The following is a 24,069-nucleotide window of genomic DNA, read 5'->3' as shown; positions in this document are numbered from 1 at the left end:
GCCGGTCTTCGGCGTGCACGGGGACGCTCACGCGGCCCCTTGCGCCTCGGGGATGACCGCGCGCTGGGCACGCCGGCGCAGCGACACGCGCTCTTCCGGCGTCATGCCGCCCCACACGCCGTCGCGCTCCGGCGTGACCACGGCCCACAGGAGGCAGGCGACCCGCACCCCGAACGGGCAGCCCTCGCACACCTCACGGGCGACGGCGACGCTTTCTCCCCGGTCGGGGAAGAAGATGCCGACGTCCATGCCCTCGCACGCGCCGGCGACCGGGGCCTCCACCTCCTCCCGGCGGGCGATCGCCTCGGCCGCGAGCGGCAGTACCGTCGCGACCAGCCGGTCGGCGTCCCGCAAGGGACGGATCACGGGCTCGGCGGGGCGAGGCCGCGGGCTACGGCGGACCTGCGGCGGCGGCCCCGACTCGGGCCTGCCTGCCACGTCCCAACGGTTGTAGCAGACGCTGCACCACTGTCGAGCGTGGTGCGGCCGCTCCCGCCCGCACGCCGCGCAGATGATCACGCGGCGCACCTTCTTGCGCGCCATCACGCCACCGCCACTTCGGGCCAGGTGACCTTGTCGAGGCGGGCGATCTGGGCGGCGGGCAGTTCCACGGCCGGGTGGCCGAGGTGCTGGAGGCCGGCGGCGCGCAGCCACCAGGCGTCGCACTGGTTGTCGTCGGCGACCTCGATCCCGGCGCGCTTGTACAGGGCGAGCGTCATTGCGGTCTTGTCGGCGTTGCCCTTGCCCGCGGCGTAGGCCTTGAGCGTGGCGGGGCTGACCAGCGCGTAGGGGATCTGGCGCTCTACGAGCAGGGATCGGACGGCGCCGTGCACCATCCCGGTGATCCCGGCCGCCCGGGCGTGGGTGGGCAGGTCCTCGATGACGACGAGGTCAACGCGACGGTCGGACGCGGCGCGGTCGACGCGGTCGCGGATCTCGACGAGGCGCGCGTCGCCGGTCGATCTCGGGTGAAGGGTCTCGGTGGTGCCGTCCGGGTAGGCGATTCCGGTGGCGGTCATGGACAGGTCGAGGCCGATGACGCTGGGCGGGGTCACTGTTCCTCCTGAGCGGTCTGGCGGGCGGTCTCGGCCGCGACGGCACGCGGCCCGTGAGTCTTGATGAGGCGCCGGATCTCGGCGGCAAGCTCCGGATCGGCGGGCGGCGCGAGGCAGACTTCGACGGCCTCGTCAAGCGGGGAGGGGGTCCGGCGGTTCACTCGCCCTCCTCGTCGACGTCGTCGAGGACGTCGGCCCAGTCGGGGGTCGGGAACGGGTCGAGCAGCCGGGGGTCGCCCACCCCGTAGGGGGCGGGGGTCCAGTAGTCCATGCGTGTCTCCTCGGGAGGCCCGGGACCCTGCCCCTGCGAGGGTCCCGGGCGGGTTGGTGCCGTGCCGGCCCGGGCACGTCACGGGCCGGCACAGCGGTCTAAGGGGTGAGCCGGGCCAGAAGCGGCCACAAGCTGGCGAGCGCGGCGAGGACTGCGACGGTCCACAGGAGGCTCACCGGGCACCGCCCGGTTCGGCCGGCGTCGGCCAGTCCACGACCTCGGCGTCCACAACCTCGCCCGTGTCCGCATCCACCCCGGCCGGAGGTCCCCCGACAGGCGGCTGCGGCGCGGCCTGGTGGCGCTGTTCTGCGGCCACCTCCTGGGCCGCCCGCAGCTGCTCGCGCCGATACTCCGCCGAGGTCGGCACCCACTTCGCCAACCGGTGCGCGGCCGTCTTCAACCACATCGCCTCCTCGTGCCGCTGCCACGGGGAGTACGGAGAATCGGCGCCCTGCGACAGGGCCTTCGCCTCCTCGACCTGCTTCCGGTTCAGCACCACGACCTTCGACGTCGCCCCGTCGCGCATCACCGCGTAGGCGTAGACCAGCCGCAGCCGCCCGCGATCCTCCAGGTCCCAGTCGATCTCGTGCTCGGGACGCTCGTCGCGACCCGGCCGGTAAGCGAACCGGTCGGCCTCCCGGACGACCTCCACGATCACGGAGGAGACCGCGCCGGCCCGGTAGATCAGCTCGATCTCCCCCTGGTAGCCGCGGATCCCCTGCACCTCCAAGCGGCCCTTGACCTTGCGCGGAACCAAGTAGAACTGCTCGCTGCCCGGAGTGAGGCCGAGCTGCGCGGCGTCCATGAGCGCCCCCATGAGCGCCCCCGGGTTGTTCGCCGCGGCCTCGGCCAGCTTCGGGTCGCGGCGCAGCGCACCCACGGCCAGCCGGACGAACATTTCCGGCTTGACATGGGATGGCATGACCTGGGCGAGGTCGGCCTGGTACTGCTCGACCAGGGCGCCGGGGCCGCTGGCGCGGGTGGCGATGGCGTTGGTGATGGACTGGCCCATGTCAGATGTCCTTCTTCCGTGCGGGCATGAGCGACTTGGTGGTGCCGTCGGGGTTGACGACACGGGTGGCGATGCGTTCACCAGCGACGGTTGCGCGCCGCCGATCCCCGATCAGGTCGAGCACCTGACTGCACAACCGCCGCTTGACGGCCTCAGCGGCCCGGTGGGCGTCGACCGCGGCCAGGTAGTCCTCGGCCAGCTCCGGCGGGATCTCCACGTCCTCGTCGACCACCGCGTCGGGCAGCCGCCGGATGACCTGGTAGGTGGCGGTGGAGGAGTCGATGCCGGGGCGCACACCATCGCGCACCGACCGCATGAACAGGTCGGCCTCGGTACGCAGCGTGGCCAACTCGACCTGCTGGTCGGGGTCGGCCGGGTCGAGATCGATCACGTACTCGCGGTAGTCGGACCCGGCGATCAGCACCGCGACGTGGGCGCGGGACAGGCCGAGCGTGTCCAGGTACCACAGCACCTGGCACCGGTAGTAGATGGGGATCTCATCGGTCCCCGGCTCGCCCCACCCGCCGTCCTCCCGAGCGGTCTTCACCTCCAGCAGCTCGACGGGGCCGCCGTCGCGCGGCACGAGGAGCCGGTCGGGGTTGGCGAGCTGGTAGGGGCGGGCGGTGGACACGTAGGTGCCCGCGCCGACCACCTCGAACTCGGGGTGGAAGTCGGCGAAGGCCTCGGCGATCGGGGCTTCCAGCCGCTTCCCCCACGACATCCGCGCGTTCTCGGCCTGCGGCTCGGCGGTGCCGCGCTTGCGGTGCCACAGGGAGAACCGGGACTCCCAGGGGGACAGGCCGAGGATCGCGGCGATCTCGGATCCGCCCAGCCGGGTCGCGCGGGCGGCGTGCCATTCGGGGGAGCCGGGCTCCCAGTCGCCGACCTGCTCGGCGGTGGGGGTGGCGGTCTTCGGCTCGGTCATCAGAACGGGACCTCCGGGCTCTCCTCCGCCGTGTCGTTCTCATCGGCGTCGACCTTGCAGGTCGGCATCTGGCGGGGGTACACGTGCACGGCGCGCGCGATCTGACACCCGGCGCACTGGCATTCGGGCCCTCGGCCGAAGGTTCGAACGGCGTGGCCGGCGAGAGCCACGTCGACGGCCTGCCTCAGCGTGGACCAGGCGGCGGCACACTCGGACCGCTCCTCAGCGACCGCGGCCTCTCGGCAGTCGCAGGCTGGATGGTGGTTGACGCACTCCCCGTATCGGGGGTCGAGCGTGTCAGCGGGCGGGGTGTAGTCGACGGAGGTCCCGTCGCGGAAGTGGATACTCATCGGGGATCCTCCGTGCTAGGCAGCGCGTCGATGGCGGCGAGGGTCGCGTCCAGCGCGGCGGCGCGCCGCTGGATCGCGTTGACGGCGTGGCCGGCCCGGGCGATCCGGGCGGTCGCGCCGGCGAGCAGTAGGTGCGCCTCCTGTCCGACCTCGCCAGCGAACATCAAGTCGGGCCAGATCTGGAGCGCGTTGCGCGCTGCGACGAGGGCTTCGATCGCGGCGTCGATGTGGCCGACGCCGTCCTCAACGGTCGGCCCGCGCCCGTTCCGGTCACCCACGGCGGTGCCTCCCCTCGCGGCGCACGCCCGCAGCGAGCCGATCGGCCGACTCGGGGTCGAGTTCGATCAGCCGATCCAGGAGCGCCCGGTTCGTCCGTTCGACGGCGGCGAGCCGCGTGTCACGGCGCACCGCCATGACCCCCCACGTGACGATCGCGGCCAAGGCCGCGACGGCGCCGTGGGTGAGCAGGGTGAGGAAGAGGCTCATTGGAGCACCCCCGGTCCCCATTCGCTGGCGATCTGCTTCATCTCGTCGGCGATCTGTCGCGCCTCAGGGCTCGTCCGCCCCTGGTCGGCGGCGACCTCGCCGAACCTCTCACTCAGACGCCACAGCTGCTGCGCGGCGTCGAAGCGGGCCTCCAGCCACTCGGCGGGGGTCACCGGGCACCTCCCTCGTGCCGGCCGGGGATGCGCCGCATCTCCTCGGTGCGGCGCCGTCGGACGATCGCTTCAGGCAGGGCCGGAGCCCCGTCGGACAGCACGCGGATGCGCAGGATGAGGCGGGCGAGCGTGTCAGCGGAAGGGGCGCCACCCATGTCGGCCACCCATTCCAGGAGCCGACGCTCGTCGGGGGTGAGGCCGATGCCGCGCAGTGCGGCGAGGAGCCGTTCGGCGGGGTCGCCGGCCGGGATGCGGGGCCGGGCGTGCAGCGCGCTCACCGGGCACCTCCGGCGCGCACCTCACGGTCGGCGTGGATCTCGGCGAGCTGGCGGAACGCGCCGGCGACGGCGGCCGCCATGTCGCGCTGGTCGGCGGGGTCGCCGGCGCCGATGGCGAGCCGGGCGACGGGTGCGTCGCCGTCGGGCAGGTAGACGCACACCTGGGGGTCGCCTTCGGCGGTGTGCTCGACTTCGACGAGGCCGAGCGCGTCCAGCACCACCGTGGTGGCCGGGCGGTGGGTCATAATGGTCATGCCCTTGTCCTTTCTTCTTGCGGGGAGGATTGGGGCTTCGAGCCCTCGTCGGGTACCGCCGGCGGGGGCTCTTTACATGTCAGGCCGCGCGGGCCGCTCGGGCGCCGTCACGGATGATCCGCTGCGTCTCGAGGGGCAGCGGTCCCGCCGCGAGGCTGGTCAGCGTGTAGTAGCGGTGGTCGGCCTCGGACACTCCGGGGCGAGGCGGGGCGTCCACCCAGCGGATGTAGGCGTCGACCGACCGGCCGGTCCGTTCGGCGAGCGAGTGGATCCGGTCTCGCACCCAGGGGTCGTCGCTGAGGCGTTCCATCACGCCACCTGCTCGTCGTTGAGGGTGGTGAGCAGGTGGGAGCAGTCGAGTGCGGCGTATTCGACGCCGAGGGCTCGGGCGATGCGTTCGAGCCGGTGCCGGGCGGGCCGGTGATGTTCGAGCTCCCAGTTGTTGAGGGTGGAGCGGTCCACGCCGACTCGCTCGGCGAGCTGTTCCAGGGTGAGGCCCCGGATCTCACGTACCGCGCGGATGGTGGCCCCGTTGACGGGGACGCCGCTTCGTTGTGCCATGACGCAAACATTAACGAACATCAGAGCCATGCACAACCATCAACAGACATCAAATCGCGCCGCACGTGCAAACACCAGCGAACATACACGCGCGCTATAGCCGGGAGGTGACCCTTTACTAGCGGCGGATATGCCGGTGGCTACAATCGCTAGGTGTTTGCTGATGTTTCCCGCATCATGCAACGGGGGCACCAGTCGCCAGCAGCTACGACCAGACACACAGAGAGTGAGTCATGAGCTCCATGACCAAGAGCCAGACCTGGGTGGAGGTAGGACGCGCCCTCCAGCGCCGACGAGCGCAGATGGGCTACCCCACCCGGAAGGGGTGGAGTACGCGCGTCGCCCGCCCTGGACTATCGGAACGGACCATCGCCGATCTCGAAAACGGGGTCCGCGACAATTACGACGAGGTCACCATCGCCCTCGCGGAAGAGGCGTACCGCCTCGCGGGAAACTCGCTGCGCCGGTCACTGGAGACCGGCGTTTTGCGTCCGAAAGCGGCCAATGCGCCGATATCCGAAGCGGCCGCTCAGCCTGAGGAAAACGGCTCGGGGGAGGCTGAGGGGTTCCCGGAGATCACGTGGACGGAAGAGGGGGCGTCCCGGTTCTACACCCTCACTCGCCACGTCCCAGGGCACCGCATGCCCCAAACCGTAGGGCATTCGATGCCGAAGGACTGGCCGCTGGCCCGAGTGAAGGCCGAGCTGGAGCAACTCGCGGACTACGCCCTTTTCCTGCAACAGCGACCGAAAAGGTGAAACCGGACAGCGTACACCATAAGCCCTATTGGGTATACGGTCTGCGCTTTTCCGGGATTACGGGGGTAGAACTCGTTTCACGTTCGGACTAATGTGATCACCCTGACGCACGCGGCATCCTCATCAATCAAGCGGCGCGAAGGGGCGTCTGGTGAAGCTGATGTACGCGATGGAAACTGTCCCCCCACTGGTCAGCGTGAAGGTGACCGTCCGCGATCTCCCCTCCCCCGAGGGGGTGATCGCCATCGGCCGCCTGAACGGCGAAACGCTGATCATGATCCAAGCCGGGGCCACCGCCGAGGCCATCTTCGCCGCGATCGAGACCAGCCAGCTCACCGCGGAGGAGCGACGACTCTACTGGCTGGGACTCGGAGTCCCCCCCGGGGACCCGCACCACCACTATCCGCGCGGTCGGCGAGCTCGCCAGGAGGACGTGCCACCTCCTCTCGCCGCATGACGCAAACGCCCCGAGCCCGCCAGGACCGGGGCGTTCGCCATGCCCGCCTCACTGGCCCTTGAAACGAATCTTGATCGTCTCCTCGGCCGACAGCTTCCGCCGCCCGATCTTGCCGGTCTTCAGGACCCGCAGCTCCTCCAGGACGCTACGCAGCGCGGCGCGCTGACGCTCCAAACCCCACGTTCTCCACGTCGCCTCCACCGCCTCCGGGGTGTCCGCGGCAAGCGCGACCGCGTGCAGATTCGCCGGCTGCGGCCGCACATCCCGCAAACCCTCCAGCTCGGTCCGCAGCCGAGCCTCATACGCCTCCGCCAACTCCAAGTTGATGTCCCCCCGGGCGACCCTGTCGAGGAGCTGCTGACGCTCCGCCTCCAACGCGGCCACACGGGCCTGCCGGGCCGCACTCTGCCCGTCCCCCCCTTCGTCGCCGAGGAACGGCGCCAGCGCGTCCGGCCTGCTGAAATGCCGGAAAAGCGCCTCCAGGACGTAGCCCTCCACCGCGTCCACATTGCGGGTGACATGGCCGGCCGGCGGAAGGTTGCCTATCCCGCTGCAGCGGTACACCCGCATCCCGGCACGACCTTTTCGCCGGTGCAAAGCAACGTACATCGGACCACCGCACACGTCGCACCGGGCAATCCCGCTCAGCAGCCAGCGGGACCGAGCGTCACCCCCGTGCGTCTCCCCGGCCAGATCGAGCTTGGCCTGGATCCGCCACCAGTCCTCCTCCGAGACGATCGGCTCCCACCCCCCGCGGGGCATGATCTCCCCGCGCCAGGCGCGCTTGCCCATGATCTCGGGGCGGCGTAGGAGCCGCACTACCGTGGCACCGACCCAGCCGTGATTGATGGACCCGTCCGGCTTCACCTCGCCTCGACGGTAGCCAGCGGGGCTCGGCACGCCCTCCTGGTTGAGGAGGATCGCGATCGCGAGCGCCGACATTCCTGCCCGCTCGCCGGTGCCGAGGTAGAGGTGCGCGATCCTGCGGACGATGGGGGCCTCGACCGGGTCGGGAATTTTCGCGGCGAGCTCCCCGGTGTCCGGGTCGTAGACGTGCCGGTAGCCGTACCCGGGGCCGGTCCCCGGGCGGCCGGCCTCGGCGAGGGCGCGCTGGTCGCGCAGGATCCGTTTGCGCGTGTCCCCGACTTCCTTGACCGCCGTGGCCATCTGCAAGTCCAAAAAAAACATGTCGCCGGGGTCGTTGGTGTCGTAGAGACGACCATTGAGCCACAGGAACATGTGCTGCTGCTGGCAGACGCGAATCAGTTTGCCCCACACCTCCCGGTCGCGGGTGAGGCGCGCGATCTCCCACCCCCACAGCCGGTCGCCGGGGCGGGCGTTGCGCTCTAGGTCGACGATGAGCCGCTCCCAGTCTTCGCGTTCTTTGGTGGCGTACTGGGAGGCTGACCGGTCGTTGTCCGTGTACTCGCCGACGATCTCCACCCCCTCTCGGTCGCATTCGCGGCGGCCGATGTCGATTTGCTGGGAGACGGAGCGCCCGTCGCGCTGGTCTTTCGAGACGCGGGCGTACAGCCACGCCCGAGGGGGGAGGGGGAATTTCTCGAGAGTTGGCGGCATGTGCTGCATCGTAACCGAAAGTAGGTTACTATCACACTTGAGCGAGTTCCCGCGGGTCGGTGTACTTACCGATCTGGAGCACGACGTGCCAGCCGGGCAGGTCGCCGTAGGCCGCCAGGCAGCGGCGGTAGAACTCCGGCTGGCGGGTGTAGGCCGAGCCCAGGGAGATCAGCAGCACGTTCTCCGCGTCCGCCGGGCGGACCCACCCGTCCGCGTTCGCCTCCGCGTCCAGACAAGGACCCACGAAGGTGACCGCGTCGGTGTCGACGCGGTCGGCGTGCGGCTGCATCGCTCGGGGGATGAGCGCCAGGGCCCGCGCGGGAGGACCGGAGAAGGCGTCCACGTCGGTGGTGGACGCCCCGCAGTCGGCGAGCCACCGCGCGAACTTCGCCCGGTAGGCGTCGGCGCCCGGTAGCCGGCGCAGGTGTGCCGCGACGTCCTGGTCGTAGCCGTCCCAGGCCACGAACGTCGGCGAGAGCTGGAGGAGGGGGCGGCCCTGTGACTCGGCGAGGGCGCGTGCGGCATAAGCCCCGATGTCGTACAGGTACACATCCGCCGGGTCGTGGTCGTAGGCCGCGCGCAGCCGGGGGAGCGCCTGGATGGCGTCGTCGAGGAAGAGCTCCATCGCGGCGATGGGGTCGTCGGGCCAGTCGTTGTCGGCGACCGGTAGTTGGGAGGGGCAGGGGAGCAGATCGGCGCCGGTGGCCGTGACCAGGTCGGCCACCGCCGGATCGTTGGCGTAGGTCACCCGGTGACCGCGGGCCACCAGCTCGCGGATGATCGCGATGCTGGGCAGGACGTGGCTGACGGCGGGGATGCCGACCATTGCGATGTGGGCGCGGCGACGGGCCATGGGAGTTCGCTCGTTTCGGGAGAGGGGAGGGGACATATGGCGGGCCGGTTGGCCCCTTCGGGGAGGCTGTGACGCGCGTGGCGGGCCGGGCACCGCGTCTCGCCTCGAGCGCCAAGGCGGCGCCGCGGACGGACGGGTGCCCGGCCGGGGTGTCAGGTGCGCGGGCCGTCCGGGGCGGCGGCCTCCAGGTCGGCGATGCTGCCCGACATGATCGTCCGCACGTGTTCGGTGATGTGCTCCGCGGGCCAGTCCCACCAGGCCACGGCCAACAGCCGGGCGATGTCCCGGTCGTTGTAGCGGGTGCGGATGAGGCGGGCCGGATTGCCCCCGACGATGCCGTAGTCGGGTACGTCGCGGGTCACCACGGAGCCGGCGCCGATGATCGCGCCGTGTCCGATCCGCACACCGGGCAGGATCGTCGCGCCGTAGCCGAACCAGACGTCGTTGCCGACGACGGTGTCGCCTCGGTTGGGCAGGCCGGTGAGCAGGTCGAAGTGTTCGGCCCAGGAGCCTCCCATGCTGGGGAAGGGGAAGGTCGAGGGGCCGTCCATGCGGTGGTTGGCGCCGTTCATGATGAACCGCACCCCCGTGCCCAGCGCTCAGAACCTGCCGATGACCAGCTTCTCCGGTCCGTAGTGGTAGAGCACGTTGCGGGTCTCGAACGCGGTCGCGTCGTCCGGGTCGTCGTAGTAGGAGTACTCCCCGACCTCGATCAGTGGGGACCGCACCAGGGGTTTGAGGAGCACCACCCGGGGCTGTCCGGGCATCGGGTGGAGGATGGTCGGGTCGGCGGGTAGGGGCATGGGGCGAGGATTCCTTGTCGCTGGCGGGTCGCTGTCCGGTCCATGATCGCGACTCGAAGCGTTTCAGGACACTCGTTTATCACCTGCGCGAACGCGGTCGGCCGAGACATCGGCGCGGGCCAGGGGCGTAGGTGGCCGCGCGCGGGGCGGTGACGGATCCCGTCACCACCGTCGAGGTCCGTCTCCCGCTTCTCCTCGGTACGACCCCCTCCCACCGCGGGATCGACTCCCGGCCCGGTGCCCCGCCGAGAAGACGGGATCCGGGCAAATGAGGGCGGAAAATGCTTTGCTGCGGTGAAGAACCGGCCGCTAAGGTCATTCCGTGACTGCCGGGTCGGCCATGGGCCAGAAACGAGTGAGGCGCCCGGCCACGCCGTGAGCGACCGGCGGGCCAGAGGTCCGCCCTCTCTTCTCCGCGTGTCCCATCGCGATATCTCCACCGACGGCGTTGAACGCCGTGCGCCATGACGCGCCCTTTCCCCATGCCGCTCACCGCGCCCGTGGCCGAACCCTTCCCAGGTCTCCGGCCCCCGCCCGCCTCCGGGACGGTCCGCGCGAGCACGACCACGCAGAAGAGAGACCGACACATGCCCACCCCCTTCAACCAGCAGGTCATCGAGGAGTTCCGAGCCAACAACGGCCGGGTCGGAGGTCCCTTCGAAGGAGCCCGCCTGCTCCTGTTGACCACCACCGGCGCCCGCTCCGGCTCCCCGCACACCACCCCTCTCGGATACCTCCACGACGAGGGAGACCGCGTCCTGGTCATCGCCTCGGCCGGTGGCGCGCCCAGGCATCCGGCCTGGTACCACAATCTGGTCGCCAACCCCCGTGTCACCGTCGAGGACGGCGTCTTCACCTACGAGGCCAAGGCCATCGTCCTGGAGGGGAGGGAACGCGACGACGCCTTCGCCCGCGCGGTCGAGGCCGATCCGGGTTGGGCCGAGTACCAGGCCAAGGCCGGGCGCCTCATCCCCGTGGTCGCCCTCCAGCAGGTCGCCGGCGGACCTCCCCAGGCGTCGTCGTGGGGAGCCGCCCTCAAGATGATCCACGGTGTCTTCCGGCGTGAACTCGCCCTCATCCGCGCCGAGGCGGCCACAGCGGGGCCCCGGCTCGGCGCCCAGCTCAAAATCAACTGCCTGACCGTCTGCCGGGGACTGCACTACCACCACACCAGCGAGGACACCGGGATGTTCCCCGCCCTCGCCGAACAGCACCCCCACCTCGCGCCGGTCCTGGAACGGCTGGACCGGGAGCACCAGAGCATCGCGGTGCTCCTGGAGGAGCTCCAGAAGGTCGTCTCCGCCGAGGGCGCCGACCCGGACGACGTGCTCGCCGAGGTCGAACGGCTCACCGAGCAGCTCGAACGCCACCTGGACTACGAGGAGGAACAGCTGATCCCGATCCTCGACGCCACCGCCTGAACCGCGTGCCCCCGCTAGGCCGCCGTTCGCGCACCGCGCGGGCGGCGGCCCGGCGAAGGGTCCTCACTCCTCGATGGCCCCGCCCACGGCCCGCAGGTGGTCGCGGAAGGACAGGGAGGGCGTCTCCCGCCGCTGCTCCAGGTAGTCGGCGAAGCGCACCTGGGAGCGGAGGGAGACCCCGGCGCGGATCAGCTCGGCCTGGCGGCGTTCGGTGTCGCGGATCGTCTCGGCGAGGCCGAACAGCTCTTCGGCGTGGGCGGCCGGCAGCAGGAGGACGCCGTCGTCGTCGCCCGCGATCAGGTCGTCGCGTCCGGTCACCCACTCGCCCAGGGCGGCGCGCTCCAGCGCGTCCCCGGGGCGAGGGTCCAGTCGTTGCGGACCGGTGGGAAGCGACCCCAGGCTGAAGACCGGAAGTCCGATCTCGCGTATGTCGGCCGTGTCGCGGTGCAGTCCCCAGATCACCACGCCCGCCATCCCCGCGGCCTGGGCCTCCAGCACCACCAGGTCGCCCACGCAGCTCTCGTCACGGCGTCCGCCGTTGTCGACCACCAGGACGTCACCGGGGCCGGCCGTCTCGAACGCCTCAAGGAAGACGTCGACGCTGCCGGCGTGACGGGCCGGGCACACCCGCCCGACCAGCCGGCCTCCCGAGACCACGGCGTTCGTGCCCGCGGGGGCGCAGCGCACCGGAACCCCCGCGCGGATGCAGGCGTCGGCCAGATGCGCGGTGGTCAGTGTCGAGAAGCGGGCCACGAGTTCCTGCTGGTCCACCTTCTGCCTCCTTACCGGCCGCGGGGCCGGGCGTCGTTCGAGCGAGGGGCCGGGCCGCGCGGCGCAAGAGCCCTGGTCCTCGGGGTGCCCTGGACGGCCCGGTCTTCGACCCTAACCGCGTGGCCCCCTGGGCGCGAGGTCCTTCGACGTGGAAGGCGCCTCCTCGTCGCGGGAGCGTCCCACGCCCAGGCAACCGCGGGAGCAGCGCGGCGGGGCGCCGCGCTTTTCGGCGCCGGGGTGATCGCCCAGCCGGGGCTTCGCTCGCCCCGTCCCGTAGGGAGGGAGCGGGGCGGGAGGGCGTCAGGAGGAACCCGCCAGGACGCGCTCGACCACTTCGGCGACGAGGGAGTCGAACTGCTCCTCGGGGAAGACGTCGGGCAGGGTGAGCCGTTCCAGGATCAGCCAGTTCAGGGCCAGGTAGAGCACGACCACACTGGTCGCGTCACCCGGCAGGCCCGAGCGCGTGTGGTGGGAGATGTTGAAGTCGACGTCGGCGCGGATGCGTTCGGTGAGCAGGCGTCGCAGCTCCGGGCGGCGGGTGGCCTCCAGACGCAGCTCCAGCAACGCCAGGTACCCGGACCGGAACCGGGTCACCCGGCCCACCACCTCGCGCATCAGTTCGGTGACCCTGTCGCGGTCGCGAGGGCCGTCCAACGAGGCGGCGATCACGGCGGGGTCGGGTTCCAGCCGTTCGTAGAAGCGGTGCCCGACCTGGGTGAACAGGTCGTCACGGTTGTTGAAGTAGTTGGAGGCCGTGCCCGTGGGGACCCCCGCCTCGGTGTCCACCGCGCGGAAGGTCAGCCCGCGCGCCCCGTCGCGCGCGAGGACCTCGATGGCGGCGTCGAGCAGGGCCGCCCGCCGCTCGGGATTTCGCCGCATCCGTCCCCCTCTCCTGGCCTCACCTCTTTCCACGTTACCCGTAGTACTACGTTTCCCGTGGTCGGGGAGGAGCGGGTGGCCGGAGCGGAGGAACCTCCCTCTCCCATGGGAGGTGAGGGAGGAGGGGCACCTTGGTCGGGCGGAGAGTGGGCGAGCGGAAAACCGCTCGACACGGACCCTGCGGCGCGCTGTGATGGGAGCGATCCCAGTCAGGGCGGGTCGAATACGAGGAGACGGTGGTGTCTGACGAGGAGAACACGAGTGGACGCCCCGACGTCTCCACCACGCTGGCCAGGAGGCTCATCGAGTCCCAGTTTCCGCAGTGGGCGGGACTGCCCCTGGAGCCGGTCCTGCCCGGAGGGTCGGACCACGCGATCTTCCGGCTCGGACGCGACCTGTCCGTCCGGCTTCCCCGCCACGCGGGAGCCATCAGTCAGGCCGAGAAGGAGTACCGGTGGTTGCCCCGACTCGCCCCCCACCTGCCGCTGGCCGTGCCGGAGCCGGTGGGCGTGGGCAGACCGGACTTCGGTTACCCATGGCCCTGGGCGGTGTCCCGCTGGCTTGACGGCGCGACCGCGACCGTCGAGGGGCTGTCGGAGTGCGCCGACACCGCGATCCGGCTGGCCGGGTTCCTGTCCGCCCTGCAACGGTCCCTCCCCGAGGAGATGAGGAGGGCGGAGGCCCATGACGGCCTGGACGCCCCCTCCCTGTCCCAACGAGACCGGTCGACGCGGGCCGACATCGCGCTGACCGGCGACGTGTTCGACGCCGGGGCCATGACCGAACTGTGGGAGGCGGCGCTGGAGGCTCCCGCATGGGACCGGGAGCCGGTCTGGTTCCACGGCGACTTCCACACCGGCAACCTCCTGACCGTGGGGGGACGCCTCAGCGCGGTCATCGACTTCGGTGGGCTCGGCATCGGCGACCCCGCGTGTGATCTCATCGTCGCCTTCACCCTGATGTCGGCCGAGAGCCGGGCCGTCTTCCGCTCCGAGCTCGGTGTGGACGAGGCCACCTGGCTACGGGGGCGTGGCTGGGCGCTGAGCACGGGCCTCAACGCCTACACCTCCTACGCCGCCACCCACCCCCGGGTCGCCGCGCAGACCACCCGACAGATCGTCCAGGCCCTCGCCGGCTAGGCCGCCGGGCCTTCCCGATGGACGGGGAGGCCCGGACCGCTGGTGCGCCATCCGCGTCTTCGGCCGGTTCCTCTCGCGGCTCCGACCTCCCGGTCCTCTCCTGACTCCGGCCCCGACAGGAGGGAAACGGTTTCGCCTGCCTGTCGATGGCCGGGGAGACGCCCTGGAGCCTCGCGCGTCACTCGGCGCGCGGAAGCCGCGTGGAGGGTTCCGTCGGCGCCGGCGAAACGGGGTGCCGCGCGTCTTCGCGCCGCTGGACGGGCAAGGCCCGGCCGACACTTCGGCCACCGCCGTACGATACGTGCCCCATCCTGGAGGAATGCACGTTCCCGAAGCGACACGCCTGGCCACCCTGGCCTCACTGCTGGCCGACCCCACCCGGGCCGGGATGTGCCTGGCCCTCTTGGACGGGCGTGCCTGGACCGCCGGCGAACTCGCCCGGCACACCGGGGTGGGCGCCCCCACCGTCAGTGAGCACCTGACCCGCCTGGTCGAAGGGGGACTGCTCGCCCAGGAACGGCAGGGACGCCACCGCTACGTCCGCCTGGCCGACGAGACGGCGGCGCAGCTGGTGGAGTCCCTGGCCGCACACGCCGCCCCCGTCCCGGACGGCGAACGTCCCCGCACCCTGCGCGCCGTGCGCGCCGGACAGGCCCTGGCCCGGGCCCGCACCTGTTACGACCACCTGGCCGGACGGCTCGGCTGTGCCGTCACCGAGGCCATGATCCGGCGGGGACTGCTCACGCGGGAGACCGGGTTCGCGCTCACCGATGCGGGCCTGGCCTGGTTCGCCGAACACGGGGTGGGACTGGAACAGCGGGGCAGACGCCCGCTGGTGCGGGCCTGTCTGGACTGGACCGAGCGCCGGGAGCATCTGGCCGGGGTGGCCGGTGCCGCCCTGTGCCGCCACGCGCTCGCCGCGGGATGGTGCGTGCGGTCGGGGTCGGGCCGGGCACTGCGCGTCACCGAGCAGGGGGAGACGGCCTGGCGGGAGCTGTTGGGAATCGACGCCGAGGCGCTTGGGTGACCGCCCTCTCTCCCACCACTCGGCCTCGGGACGATGGGTGCGGAGAGGCCCCGTCGTCCGAGTCGAAGGCGGTTCCACCCCGCTCCTCCCGCGCCTGGTGCGGTGGTCATCGAGGGGCCTCGCCCCGGAGCGCGGTGCGCGCTTTCCAGGCCGAGCGCGGGTTTCCCCAGCCAGGAGCAGCGCCACACACTGGCGCGGATACTGGTGGGCGGCCACGGGATCGACGCGGGCATCGGCGTGGCGGGCGCGGGCAAGTCCACGATCATGGCGGCTGAGCCCACGCCGGTCCCTGAGCACGCCAGCACCCACCGGGCCCCGGCTCCGGAGCCGGGGCCCGTGACGGCGCTCAGTGAGAAGCAGGCCCGCGCCGGACACGGACCGGCGGCCGCCGCGGTGGAGAAGGTCGAGCAGTACCGGTTCTGGGCGCGAGGCCACCCAGCGCGTGCAGGAGCTACGCCAGGAGCTGGAGGCGCTGGGCGGGAGCGGAAGGAATCTCGGTGAGTGTTGCTGCGCCAGGGCACCAGCCGTTGGGAGGCCGAGCAGCAGTGGGTCTGCGCCAGCGCGGAGCTGGTCGACGCCCTCACCTGGCAGGAGCGGGCCGAGTCGGTGGCGCGCGCGTGTACCAAGAGGCGGTCGAGGCCGACGTGGCTCAGGCCTGCGCCGAACAGGTGGGTGCCCGGCGGGCCGCACACGAACAACGCGCGCTACGGGCTGCGGTGGAGCTGGGGGATCTCGCGTGAGGACGCCGAGCGGCTTCCCGAGTAGACGCTGGACCTGGGAGCGCGGCAGGCGATGCGCAGGTCCGAAATGGGGCGCGGGGGCAGACGTCGGGGACCAGGAGGCCGACGTGGTCGCCAGGATCGAATGTCTCGCCGGAACCGGAACGGCGATCGCATAAGGAACTACTAGATCGAATGTGTGCGGAGGCGTACTCTTTTATGTGTACGGAGGCGCACACATCCGGGAGGGGTCATGGAACCGGATACCAACATCCGGTACCTGGCCTCAGAACAGGTCCGGGATGCGCTCGGCGCACATGTCACCTGGGTATCCAGTACCGCTGGAGTGGTGGCCATCACCGATGACGGCGCCCCGGACGGCGCGCTCGTGCACCCCGATCTGATCACCCGGGCCGGGCTGGAGGTAGTCGCAGTCCACGGCGTGCGCGACGCACGCGCCCTGTGGGGCACGGTGCGCACCAGTGCCGCGACCGACGGCCCGCAGGGCATGACCTACCACGGCGCCCTGACCGCGGTCCTGGTCGATCACCCCACCCTGACCGCGCTCATGCGGGGCCTGCCCGTGCTGGCGTTCGAGGAACTCGAGCTGACCAGCACCGGCTTCGCTCTGGCCGACGGTGTACCGGTGCCGCCCGGGGACTACGCGGTGCATGACGGGCGGGTCCTGCGTATCCACGCCCCCCAACAACCGGAGGAGACGGCAGTGAACGAAACCACCCTGTTCGACCCGGAGACCCCCGATGAGGTCATCCGCGAGACGCTGACCGGAATCGCCAACCGCCTCGTGGGCGCATACATGCGGGCGGCTCAGGCCGCCACCACTCCGGAGGCCAAGGAGGAGGCCAAGGCGAAGATGCGGCAGATGTGGGAGGTCAAGAACGACCTGGATATGGGCCGCGACGCGATGGTCGCCGAAATCCAGCGCCTCCAGGACGTGCTTGCCGAGATGAGAGAGGCCTGAAACATTGGCCGACCCCTATGAGGTCCCCAAGGGAGAGCTTCAAGACATCTTCGATGAGTACATCAAGGGACTGGTCTTCGGCGGTGTCACCCCGACCCCGCGCGGGGAGCGGCCAGTGATGGTGCAGTTGGGAGGTCAGCTTGCCGCGGGCAAGACCCGAGCTCTCAAAGCCATCATCAGCCGCCACGGTGACCGGGTCGCCCGGGTCAGCCCCGACGACTTCCGCGACTACCACACCAAGATCGATGAGATCATGCGCGAGCACCCCCAGGAGAAGGTGGCGCTGACCAACCAGGCGATGTACGCCTGGTCCGACATGGTCCGCGAGTATGCCCACGCCAACGGCTACGGACTCGTGACGGAGGGCACCTTCCGTGAGGTTGACTACCTATTGGAGTACGCCGAGGAGATGGCGCAGCCGATGGAGGGCGTGCACCCGGGGTTCGTCAACGAGGTAGTCGTGGTCGCGACTCCCGGGGACCGCAGCTGCCTGGACATGGTCGGGCGTTATCTGGCCGACCCCCCTGGGGAGGGCCGGTGGGCTGATGCGCCAGGACATGACGCCTCCTACGAGCAACTGCCGTTGTCGGTGGAGGCTCTGGAGGCCAGCCCGCACATTCACCGGGTAATCGTCATTGACCGCTCCGGCACCGTCCACTACGACAACTCCCGCGGCGCCGATGGCCAGTGGGCTCAGGAGCCCCGAGCAAGCCAGGTCCTGCGGGACACGCGCGGCGAAGGACGTGTGCCTTTCGACCAGCAGGAGGCGGCTGCGTGGCTGTCCTCCTACTGGAAGCATGCTGAGAAGCTCCTCAAGCGCGGCGAGTTAGGGCCGGTAACCGTGCCCACGATGCTGGCCCTGCACGAGCGCGCCGACCGGGTGGCGCAGGTCGCTTACGCGGGTGATACGGACCGGCTCGCCCAGCACGCGCAGTGGCAGAAGGTACAGAAGGTGGTGTTCATGGCGGCCAATCGGGGTGCGCTGAACTCCGAACTGCCGCACCACCCGGAGAAGTTCCTCAACGCCGATGCCGTGGAGAAAGCCCGGTTCATGACGGCACTGCGGTCTGTAGAGAAACCCGCACCAGGCCTGCCGAAGGATGTTGTGGAAGCGGTGAAGCGCGCGCAGCAGGGTGTGGCCCCGCCGACGATCCACGCGTCGCCCTCGTTGTCCTCTCCGGCTTCTTCTGAGCACCGCCAGGGAAGAGGAAAAGGTCCTGACATCGAACGTTAGTGGCCATGAGGGCGGTTTTGGGCACGGTCACCCCCATGACCAGAACAGTGGTCATGGGGGCTTTGATTGGCTCTGTCTCATGGGAGACGAGGGGCAGCAGGCACTGGATTTCGACGCGATCGCCGTCCTTCATCCCAAGCCGATCTGGCCCAGTCCGGGGAGCGGCGGCATATCCGCAACAACATCGCGATGTTCCACCTGCTCTGTGTCCTGGAGGACGAACAGCGTCCAGCCACGGTCGAGGAGCAGGTTCTGACCCGCTGGACGAGGCGGGGCGGCGCCGAAAGTGTCCGACGCCCGCACAAGCGACTTCGCCGCTGAGCTGCTCAGCCCCGAGGAGTACGAGGCTGCCGAAATCAACACGCTCAACGCGCACTACACCCGCTTCTCCCTGCTGGAAGGGATCTGAGAGGGGAGGCGCGGCCTGGGCTTCGAGGGCGGCAACATGCTGGAACCCGGGTGCGGCAGCGGGAACTTCATCGGCGCCGCTCCCACCGACACCTCGCCCCCGACCCGCATAGTCGGGGTCGAGCTCGATCCGACCAGCGCGGCGATTGCCCGCCACCTATACCCCGACGCTCAGATCCCCACCGAGTCGTTCACGGCCGCCGCTCCCGATCATGCCTTCGACGCCGCGGTCGGCAACGTCCCCTTCGGGGACTACTGGCTCTACAACCCTTCCCAGGAGTCCATCCACAACCACTTCATCTCCAGCGGAAACACACGAGCGGGACGGCAGAGCACAGCGGTCCCCGCTGCTCGAATCGCCCGCACGCCGAGCCGGCGACCGGCCGACACGTTGACTCCAGGGGCAGATCAAGGTTCCTCGAAGCCCACGGCCAGGGCAATGCTTAGCGCCGGATCCGGTTCCGTTGTTCCAAGGAACCGCTATTTCATCGGATGAAGTCAGCGACCACCTGACACATCCACGGGGATGCGCTGATCTGGAGGGCTTCCCGCGCTGCTCCAGGAGAAGGACAGCCAGCGTAGCGCCCCCGTGAGACCCCCATGAAGGCCCTTCTCGCCTGCACGTTTGCCAATCGATTACATCTAATGAAAGATCCTTTCGTTTGATGTAATCGGTGGAAGGTGGCGGAGCGTGACCCGAGACGGGACGGTGCCCGGGGCAGCGGGGCTGCATCTGGTCGGAGGGACCGCGCTGTTGCGCCCTCAGGAGCAGGTCGCCGAGGCGATGCTGGAGGGCTGGCGCAACCAGCAACTGGCCCGCAACCTGGCCCTGTCCACGATCGAGGGCCGCCTCAACGCGGTGAAGGCCTTCACCCGCCATGCCGACGCCTTCCCCTGGGACTGGGCACCGCAAATGGTCGACGAGTGGCTCGGGGACCTGCGGGCCGTCCACCACCTGAAACAGTCCACCCTGCGCAACTACGCCGAGGCCGTCCGCTCCTTCTGTGCCTTCCTCACCGACCCCGCCTATGGGTGGGCCGCCGAGTGCGAGAAGAGGTTCGGCACCCACCCCATCCAGGTCTGCCACGAGTGGAACACTGCCCACCACCTGCAAGAATCCGAAGCCGACCCTTCGAAGAGGGCGTTCACCCGCGCCGAGTTGCAGGCCTTCTTCGACTACGCCGACGACCAGGTCCACCGGGTGCGTGGGGCCGGCCGCAAGGGCTGGCTGCCCGCCTTCCGCGACGCCGCCCTGTTCAAGACCGCCTACGCCTACGGGCTCCGTCGCCGCGAGACGCGGATGCTCGACCTGGCCGACTTCGGCCCCAACCCTCATGCCCGCGAGTTCGGTGCCTACGGCGTCTGCTACGTGCGCTGGGGCAAGGCCATGAAGGGCTCACCGCCCAAGCGCCGCAGCGTCTTGACCGTTGGCCCGCGCGAGGGCATCGGCGGGATGGACTGGATCGTGGACGTGCTGGCCCAGTGGATCGAGGAAGCCCGCCCGGCCTGCGCCCACGCCGGCTCCCCGGCGCTCTGGCCTTCTGAGCGCGGGCCGCGCATCGGGTTCTCCCAGATGAACACCCGCTTCGCCTCCTACCGCGACGCCATCGGACTCGACAAGGGCCTGGACCTGCACTCCTTCCGGCGCTCCTACGTCACGCACCTGATCGAGGACGGCTGGGACCCCCGGTTCGTCCAGGAACAGGTCGGCCATGAACACGCCTCCACCACCTCCCTCTACACCTGCGTCTCCTCGGACTTTCGCACCCGGACCTTGCGCAAGGCGATGGATGCCACGATGAGAGCGGCCTTGGACACCGGAAGGACGAAGCGATGAAGCGGCAGGTCAGCTACCAATGGCGGTTGCGGGAGGTCATGGCCGAACACGGTATGTTCACCGCCACCGACCTCGCCCGCCCCCTGGTCGAACGGGGCATCGAGCTCTCCTCCGTCCAGGTCTGGCGCCTGGTCACCCAAAGCCCCGAACGACTCTCCCTACCAGTCCTGGCCGCGCTCTGCGACATCTTCGAGTGCACCCCCGCCGACCTCATCGCGACCCGGGCCGAGAACGCCGCCCCGCGGCGCACTGCCACTGGTGAGACCGGAGGATCCACGTCCGGAGTCGCTCCGCTGCGTCCCAAACGCGCCCGGATCGACCCCGACCGGTGAGCGCCTACCGCACCCGGGAGCAATACGAGCGCTGGCACATGGGCACCTGCGTTCGCTGCGGCCGGAAGGGAGCAAGCAGGGCCGCGTTCTGGGAAGGCCTGATCTGCCGGACCTGCTACGAGAAGGCCGCCAACACTCACGGCACCTGCCCCGAATGCGGAGCCGACCGGCTTCTGCCCGGCCGTCACGACCGGACGGCGATCTGCCGGGACTGCGCCGGCATCACCCGTGACTTCCACTGCGATCGCTGCGGCACCGAAGCCCACCTGCTCGGCGGACGTCTCTGCGAACGCTGCACCCTGGCCGACCGGCTCGATGAGTTCCTCGACGACGGCACCGGGCACCCGAACCCACAGTTGGGACTGCTTCGGGAAACGGTTCTGGCCATGCCCCGACCCAAGAGCGCTCTGGCCTGGCTACACAGGCCCAAGGCCCGTCTCCTCCTCCGGGAACTGGCCACTGGGAGCTTGCCGCTCACCCACGACGCCTTCCGCCGGCACCCCGAGTGGCGGGCCGCCGCGCACCTGCGCGACCTGCTCATGACCTGCGGGCTCCTACCTCAGGCCGACAAGTACCTGTTGCACCACGAGAGCTGGCTGCACCGCCGCCTCGGTGAACTCCACGACCAGGCGCACCTGCCGACCCTGGAACAGTTCGCCACCTGGCACCAGCTCCCCAAGCTCCGCACACGAGCTGAGCGCCGACCCTTGACCCCCAGTGCGAGCAGCCACGCCGCCCAGCAGTTCAACCGAGCCCACGAGTTCCTCACCTGGCTGAACGGGCAGGGCACGACCCTGGAGAAGGTGGGCCAAGCCGGAATCGACCGCTGGCACGCCATCCACAAACCTCACGAACAGCGCGCCCTCCGGGCATTCCTGACCTGGGCACGCGACACCGGCCGACTCCCCTCGCGGCCGGCCTTCCCCCGCCTGGCCATCACCGAAGGGCCGCAGCTCACCCAGCACCGACGCCTCGAACTCCTGCGCCGGGTCCTGGACGAGAGCGCGGGGCCGCTGCGCTCCCGGGCAGCGGCCTGCCTGATGCTGCTCTTCGCTCAACCCGCGAGCCGCATCGTCTTGCTGACCACCGACGACATCTCCCAGGACACCGGCGGCCAGGTGCTCATCCGTCTCGGCGACCCACCGGCTCCGGTCCCCGAACCCTTCGCCGACCTGCTGCTCCAAGCCAGGGACCAGCGGACCAACATGAACACCACCAACCGGGATGCGGCCTGGTTGTTCCCCGGCCGCAGGGCCGGGCGCCCCATGCACCCGCACAGCCTTGCCGACCTGATTCGCGATATCGGCATCCCCGGAACGGCGGTGCGCACCTCCGCGCTGCGCCAACTCGTTCTCCAAGCTCCCGCTCCGGTCATCGCCCGGGCGCTGGGGTTCCACGACAAGACCACCACCCGGGTCGTTGCCCAGGCGGGAGGGACCTGGAACCGCTACGCCCCCAGCGACCACGCACAGTGACCGGAGCTGGGGGAACCATGGAGAACACAGATCACTGGATCAACGACTCCTGCCAGTCACAGCCCCGAACCCCCTGCGCTCGCGGCCGGCGATGATCGTCAACTTGGGGTTGACGCAGGAAGGGCGTCAACTTATGGTTGACGCATGGAGAAGCCCGTCACCCCAACAGGACAGATCCGTCTCGACGACCTGATCGAGGCCATCAAGAAGAGCAACCCCGACGCCCTGGAACAGCTCTCCAGCGCCGTCATCGCCGCGGACCACCTCGGCGAGGTGGCCGACCACCTGATCGGCCACTTCGTGGACCAGGCACGGCGTTCCGGCGCCTCCTGGACCGAGATCGGCCGGAGTATGGGGGTCAGCAAGCAGGCGGCCCAGAAGCGCTTCGTCGCCAAGGGGGCGGCACCCGACCTCGACCCCTCCCAGGGGTTCAGCCGGTTCACCCCGCGGGCGAAGAACGTCGTGATGGCCTCCCAGAACGAGGCGCGCGCGGCCGGTAACAACGAGATCGGCCCCGAACACCTGATGCTGGGACTGCTGAGCGAGCCCGAGGCGTTCGCGGCCAAGGCGATCGCGGCGCAGGGGGTCACCCCCGAGGCCGTCCGCGAGGCAGTGACCGGTGTCCTCCCGCCCGCCGCGAAGGACGTCCCCGACCTCATCCCCTACGACCAGCGGGCGCGCAAGGCCCTGGAGCTGACCTTCCGGGAGGCCCTGCGGCTGGGGCACAACTACATCGGCACCGAACACGTCCTGCTCGCGCTGTTGGAGCTGGAGAACGGGACCGGCCCCCTCTCGGGACTGGGGCTGTCCAAGGCCGCGGCCGAAGCCTACGTCGTCGAGGCCCTGGCCGCCTTCACCGCCAGCATGAAGGACGACGACCAGGAGTAGGACCCCGCCCCTCCGGGAGCTCCTCGCGGTCCGCCCGCCCGAAAACCGGTGGCGGGCGGACCGCCGGACCTGTCACCATCGGCCCGTGTCCCACGCGATCACCGTCCTGTCCCCACGCGACCTTCCCGGCTGCCTGCGACTCGCGCAGGACCGCGAGTGGTCGCGGGAAGAGGACAAGTGGCGGCTCCTGCTCGAGGTCGGCACCGGCTATGGGGTGCGCGACGACGCCGGCGAGCTGATCGGCAGCGCGGTCCTGACCCGCTACGGCACCGAGGCGGCGGCCGTCAGCATGGTCCTGGTCGCGCGCCGCCACGGCGGTCGGGGAATCGGCCGCGCCCTCATGACCCACGTGCTGGCACAGGCCGGAGACGCGACCGTCTTCCTCAACGCCACCGGCTACGGCCGCCCCCTCTACGAGAAGCTGGGCTTCGTCCAGGTGGGCGTGACCCACACCCACACCGGCCACCTCGCCCCCCCGGGTCGAGCCGTCCACCCGGCCGGCGCGACCGGACGACCTTCCCGCGATCCGCCGGCTCGACGCGCAGGCCAACGGCGCCGACCGCACCGACGTGCTGGACCGCCTGCCGGACTTCGCCGAGCGGCTACACGTCCTCGAACGCCACGGGCGCGTCACCGGCTACGCCGGCGTGTGGCGCAACCCGGACCACGCCGTCGTCGGCCCGGTCATCGCGGACGACACCGACGACGCCATCGCGTTGATCGTCGGCCTGGCCCGTGAGACCGACGGGCCCCTGCGGCTCGACCTCGACGGCCGCCACCCGCAACTGCGCGCCTGGGCGACACAACACGGGGTCACCGAGTGGTTCACGACGGACGTCATGGTCCACGACGGACGCCCGCTGCCCGGCGACCGCGAACGCTGGTTCGTCCCCTTGATGCAGGCGCTCGGCTGAGCACGGCGTCGCCCCGAACACCCCCGGATACGCCGCGGGCAGGGGGACGAACCGTCGCTGGGAACGCCCATCCGGCCCGGTGGCCGCCGCCCGCGTAACACCACCCTCGACACCGTGGCCGGACCCGGACCCGCGTACTCGAGGGCTTTGCGCGACGAGTCGCCGCGCAAAGCCCTCGGCGTTCTTCACGCGGCCTTGCGCCGGTCCGAGCACCGAAGCCCAGGGCGGT

Annotated in this window: 32 protein-coding genes and 2 pseudogenes; 16 read left to right on the top strand and 18 right to left on the bottom strand. The window is 70.4% G+C overall.

The genetic code is table 11. The features are described from left to right. Positions 1–27 precede the first annotated feature (27 nt). From ACYVHU_RS12370 to ACYVHU_RS12310, 13 genes are all read right to left on the bottom strand, one after another. Positions 28–543, bottom strand: coding sequence for a WhiB family transcriptional regulator (locus ACYVHU_RS12370; RefSeq protein ID WP_498948444.1), 516 nt, complete (start codon positions 541–543; stop codon positions 28–30). Further along, complete coding sequence (locus ACYVHU_RS12365; RefSeq protein ID WP_498948442.1) at positions 543–1,055, bottom strand: hypothetical protein; 513 nt, start codon at positions 1,053–1,055, stop codon at positions 543–545. Before ACYVHU_RS12365 ends, ACYVHU_RS12370 begins: the two co-directional genes overlap by 1 nt. After that, on the bottom strand, positions 1,052–1,216 hold the full coding sequence (locus ACYVHU_RS12360) for a hypothetical protein (RefSeq protein WP_498948440.1): 165 nt from the start codon (positions 1,214–1,216) through the stop codon (positions 1,052–1,054). Before ACYVHU_RS12360 ends, ACYVHU_RS12365 begins: the two co-directional genes overlap by 4 nt. 282 nt (positions 1,217–1,498) lie before the next feature. Further along, complete coding sequence (locus tag ACYVHU_RS12355) at positions 1,499–2,338, bottom strand: recombinase RecT (protein WP_498948438.1); 840 nt, start codon at positions 2,336–2,338, stop codon at positions 1,499–1,501. A 1-nt stretch (position 2,339) separates the two neighbouring features. Then, entirely contained in the window at positions 2,340–3,263 is a 924-nt protein-coding gene (locus ACYVHU_RS12350; RefSeq protein ID WP_498948436.1) for a YqaJ viral recombinase family nuclease, read from the bottom strand. Next, positions 3,263–3,613 carry a hypothetical protein gene (locus ACYVHU_RS12345; RefSeq protein WP_498948435.1) on the bottom strand — a complete coding sequence of 117 codons (351 nt, stop codon included), beginning with the start codon at positions 3,611–3,613 and terminating at the stop codon, positions 3,263–3,265. The genes ACYVHU_RS12350 and ACYVHU_RS12345 overlap by 1 nt, the downstream gene beginning before the upstream one ends. Continuing rightward, positions 3,610–3,891 carry a hypothetical protein gene (locus tag ACYVHU_RS12340; RefSeq protein ID WP_498948433.1) on the bottom strand — a complete coding sequence of 94 codons (282 nt, stop codon included), beginning with the start codon at positions 3,889–3,891 and terminating at the stop codon, positions 3,610–3,612. Before ACYVHU_RS12340 ends, ACYVHU_RS12345 begins: the two co-directional genes overlap by 4 nt. Continuing rightward, entirely contained in the window at positions 3,884–4,099 is a 216-nt protein-coding gene (locus ACYVHU_RS12335) for a hypothetical protein (protein WP_498948431.1), read from the bottom strand. Before ACYVHU_RS12335 ends, ACYVHU_RS12340 begins: the two co-directional genes overlap by 8 nt. Beyond that, positions 4,096–4,272: a hypothetical protein gene (locus ACYVHU_RS12330; RefSeq protein WP_498948429.1), complete on the bottom strand. Its 177-nt coding sequence runs from the start codon at positions 4,270–4,272 to the stop codon at positions 4,096–4,098. Before ACYVHU_RS12330 ends, ACYVHU_RS12335 begins: the two co-directional genes overlap by 4 nt. Continuing rightward, positions 4,269–4,550: a hypothetical protein gene (locus ACYVHU_RS12325; RefSeq protein ID WP_498948428.1), complete on the bottom strand. Its 282-nt coding sequence runs from the start codon at positions 4,548–4,550 to the stop codon at positions 4,269–4,271. The genes ACYVHU_RS12330 and ACYVHU_RS12325 overlap by 4 nt, the downstream gene beginning before the upstream one ends. After that, the gene (locus ACYVHU_RS12320) at positions 4,547–4,804 is read right to left on the bottom strand and encodes a hypothetical protein (protein WP_498948426.1); all 258 of its coding nucleotides are present in this window, start codon (positions 4,802–4,804) and stop codon (positions 4,547–4,549) included. The genes ACYVHU_RS12325 and ACYVHU_RS12320 overlap by 4 nt, the downstream gene beginning before the upstream one ends. A 79-nt stretch (positions 4,805–4,883) precedes the next feature. Further along, on the bottom strand, positions 4,884–5,114 hold the full coding sequence (locus ACYVHU_RS12315; protein ID WP_498948424.1) for a hypothetical protein: 231 nt from the start codon (positions 5,112–5,114) through the stop codon (positions 4,884–4,886). Further along, positions 5,114–5,365, bottom strand: coding sequence for a helix-turn-helix domain-containing protein (locus tag ACYVHU_RS12310; RefSeq protein ID WP_498948423.1), 252 nt, complete (start codon positions 5,363–5,365; stop codon positions 5,114–5,116). Before ACYVHU_RS12310 ends, ACYVHU_RS12315 begins: the two co-directional genes overlap by 1 nt. Positions 5,366–5,598: 233 nt before the next feature. Between ACYVHU_RS12310 and ACYVHU_RS12305 the strand changes: the two genes are divergently transcribed. Both ACYVHU_RS12305 and ACYVHU_RS12300 read left to right on the top strand, forming a co-directional pair. Next, the gene (locus ACYVHU_RS12305; protein WP_498948421.1) at positions 5,599–6,123 is read left to right on the top strand and encodes a hypothetical protein; all 525 of its coding nucleotides are present in this window, start codon (positions 5,599–5,601) and stop codon (positions 6,121–6,123) included. A 169-nt stretch (positions 6,124–6,292) separates the two neighbouring features. Then, on the top strand, positions 6,293–6,580 hold the full coding sequence (locus ACYVHU_RS12300) for a hypothetical protein (RefSeq protein ID WP_498948420.1): 288 nt from the start codon (positions 6,293–6,295) through the stop codon (positions 6,578–6,580). A gap of 48 nt (positions 6,581–6,628) precedes the next feature. Here ACYVHU_RS12300 and ACYVHU_RS12295 read toward each other — a convergent pair whose 3' ends face one another. The 3 genes and pseudogenes from ACYVHU_RS12295 to ACYVHU_RS12285 all read right to left on the bottom strand — a co-directional run bounded on the left by ACYVHU_RS12295 (position 6,629) and on the right by ACYVHU_RS12285 (position 9,814). Next, a complete protein-coding gene (locus ACYVHU_RS12295; protein WP_498948419.1) occupies positions 6,629–8,167 on the bottom strand; it encodes a recombinase family protein in 1,539 nt (512 codons plus the stop codon). Between the two features lie 22 nt (positions 8,168–8,189). Beyond that, positions 8,190–9,011 carry a glycosyltransferase gene (locus ACYVHU_RS12290; protein WP_498948417.1) on the bottom strand — a complete coding sequence of 274 codons (822 nt, stop codon included), beginning with the start codon at positions 9,009–9,011 and terminating at the stop codon, positions 8,190–8,192. A 152-nt stretch (positions 9,012–9,163) separates the two neighbouring features. Then, positions 9,164–9,814 (bottom strand): annotated as a pseudogene (locus tag ACYVHU_RS12285) (CatB-related O-acetyltransferase). Between the two features lie 587 nt (positions 9,815–10,401). Here ACYVHU_RS12285 and ACYVHU_RS12280 point away from each other — a divergent pair. Continuing rightward, positions 10,402–11,235 (top strand): nitroreductase/quinone reductase family protein, encoded by an 834-nt coding sequence (locus tag ACYVHU_RS12280; protein ID WP_078761103.1) that lies wholly within the window; start codon positions 10,402–10,404, stop codon positions 11,233–11,235. A 63-nt stretch (positions 11,236–11,298) separates the two neighbouring features. On the opposite strand, the gene ACYVHU_RS12275 is transcribed toward ACYVHU_RS12280, so the two are convergent. Continuing rightward, the gene (locus tag ACYVHU_RS12275) at positions 11,299–12,006 is read right to left on the bottom strand and encodes an RraA family protein (protein ID WP_078761104.1); all 708 of its coding nucleotides are present in this window, start codon (positions 12,004–12,006) and stop codon (positions 11,299–11,301) included. A gap of 300 nt (positions 12,007–12,306) precedes the next feature. Next, a complete protein-coding gene (locus ACYVHU_RS12270; RefSeq protein WP_078761105.1) occupies positions 12,307–12,885 on the bottom strand; it encodes a TetR/AcrR family transcriptional regulator in 579 nt (192 codons plus the stop codon). Between the two features lie 239 nt (positions 12,886–13,124). Here ACYVHU_RS12270 and ACYVHU_RS12265 point away from each other — a divergent pair, with 239 nt between their 5' ends. The 13 genes and pseudogenes from ACYVHU_RS12265 (at position 13,125) to ACYVHU_RS12205 (ending at position 23,840) form a co-directional block, all read left to right on the top strand. Then, positions 13,125–14,024: an aminoglycoside phosphotransferase family protein gene (locus ACYVHU_RS12265; protein ID WP_144390033.1), complete on the top strand. Its 900-nt coding sequence runs from the start codon at positions 13,125–13,127 to the stop codon at positions 14,022–14,024. Between the two features lie 319 nt (positions 14,025–14,343). Next, positions 14,344–15,051, top strand: a complete 708-nt coding sequence (locus tag ACYVHU_RS12260) for an ArsR/SmtB family transcription factor (RefSeq protein WP_432940656.1) — start codon at positions 14,344–14,346, stop codon at positions 15,049–15,051. Positions 15,052–15,552: 501 nt separating this feature from the next. After that, positions 15,553–15,816, top strand: coding sequence for a hypothetical protein (locus tag ACYVHU_RS12255; protein ID WP_078761108.1), 264 nt, complete (start codon positions 15,553–15,555; stop codon positions 15,814–15,816). A 207-nt stretch (positions 15,817–16,023) separates the two neighbouring features. Further along, positions 16,024–16,752, top strand: coding sequence for a hypothetical protein (locus ACYVHU_RS12250; protein WP_144390034.1), 729 nt, complete (start codon positions 16,024–16,026; stop codon positions 16,750–16,752). A 4-nt stretch (positions 16,753–16,756) separates the two neighbouring features. Further along, positions 16,757–17,986, top strand: coding sequence for a zeta toxin family protein (locus tag ACYVHU_RS12245; RefSeq protein WP_078761110.1), 1,230 nt, complete (start codon positions 16,757–16,759; stop codon positions 17,984–17,986). A gap of 286 nt (positions 17,987–18,272) precedes the next feature. Beyond that, positions 18,273–18,395, top strand: a complete 123-nt coding sequence (locus ACYVHU_RS12240) for a hypothetical protein (RefSeq protein ID WP_268805285.1) — start codon at positions 18,273–18,275, stop codon at positions 18,393–18,395. Positions 18,396–18,431: 36 nt separating this feature from the next. Further along, complete coding sequence (locus tag ACYVHU_RS12235; RefSeq protein WP_394330043.1) at positions 18,432–18,890, top strand: methyltransferase domain-containing protein; 459 nt, start codon at positions 18,432–18,434, stop codon at positions 18,888–18,890. Positions 18,891–19,085: 195 nt separating this feature from the next. Continuing rightward, positions 19,086–20,231 carry a tyrosine-type recombinase/integrase gene (locus tag ACYVHU_RS12230; RefSeq protein WP_235000866.1) on the top strand — a complete coding sequence of 382 codons (1,146 nt, stop codon included), beginning with the start codon at positions 19,086–19,088 and terminating at the stop codon, positions 20,229–20,231. After that, on the top strand, positions 20,228–20,563 hold the full coding sequence (locus ACYVHU_RS12225) for a helix-turn-helix domain-containing protein (protein ID WP_078761111.1): 336 nt from the start codon (positions 20,228–20,230) through the stop codon (positions 20,561–20,563). Before ACYVHU_RS12230 ends, ACYVHU_RS12225 begins: the two co-directional genes overlap by 4 nt. Further along, positions 20,560–22,038, top strand: coding sequence for a site-specific integrase (locus ACYVHU_RS12220; RefSeq protein WP_078761112.1), 1,479 nt, complete (start codon positions 20,560–20,562; stop codon positions 22,036–22,038). The genes ACYVHU_RS12225 and ACYVHU_RS12220 overlap by 4 nt, the downstream gene beginning before the upstream one ends. Positions 22,039–22,182: 144 nt before the next feature. After that, entirely contained in the window at positions 22,183–22,926 is a 744-nt protein-coding gene (locus ACYVHU_RS12215) for a Clp protease N-terminal domain-containing protein (RefSeq protein WP_078761113.1), read from the top strand. Between the two features lie 85 nt (positions 22,927–23,011). Continuing rightward, positions 23,012–23,371 (top strand): annotated as a pseudogene (locus ACYVHU_RS12210) (GNAT family N-acetyltransferase); the annotation flags it as partial. A 79-nt stretch (positions 23,372–23,450) separates the two neighbouring features. After that, positions 23,451–23,840, top strand: a complete 390-nt coding sequence (locus ACYVHU_RS12205; RefSeq protein ID WP_498948585.1) for a GNAT family N-acetyltransferase — start codon at positions 23,451–23,453, stop codon at positions 23,838–23,840. Positions 23,841–24,069 lie beyond the last annotated feature (229 nt).

The sequence above is a fragment of the Marinactinospora endophytica genome, assembly GCF_054780875.1.
Note: the sequence above shows the minus strand (reverse complement) of the source record. Positions and strands in the feature narration are given on the sequence as shown.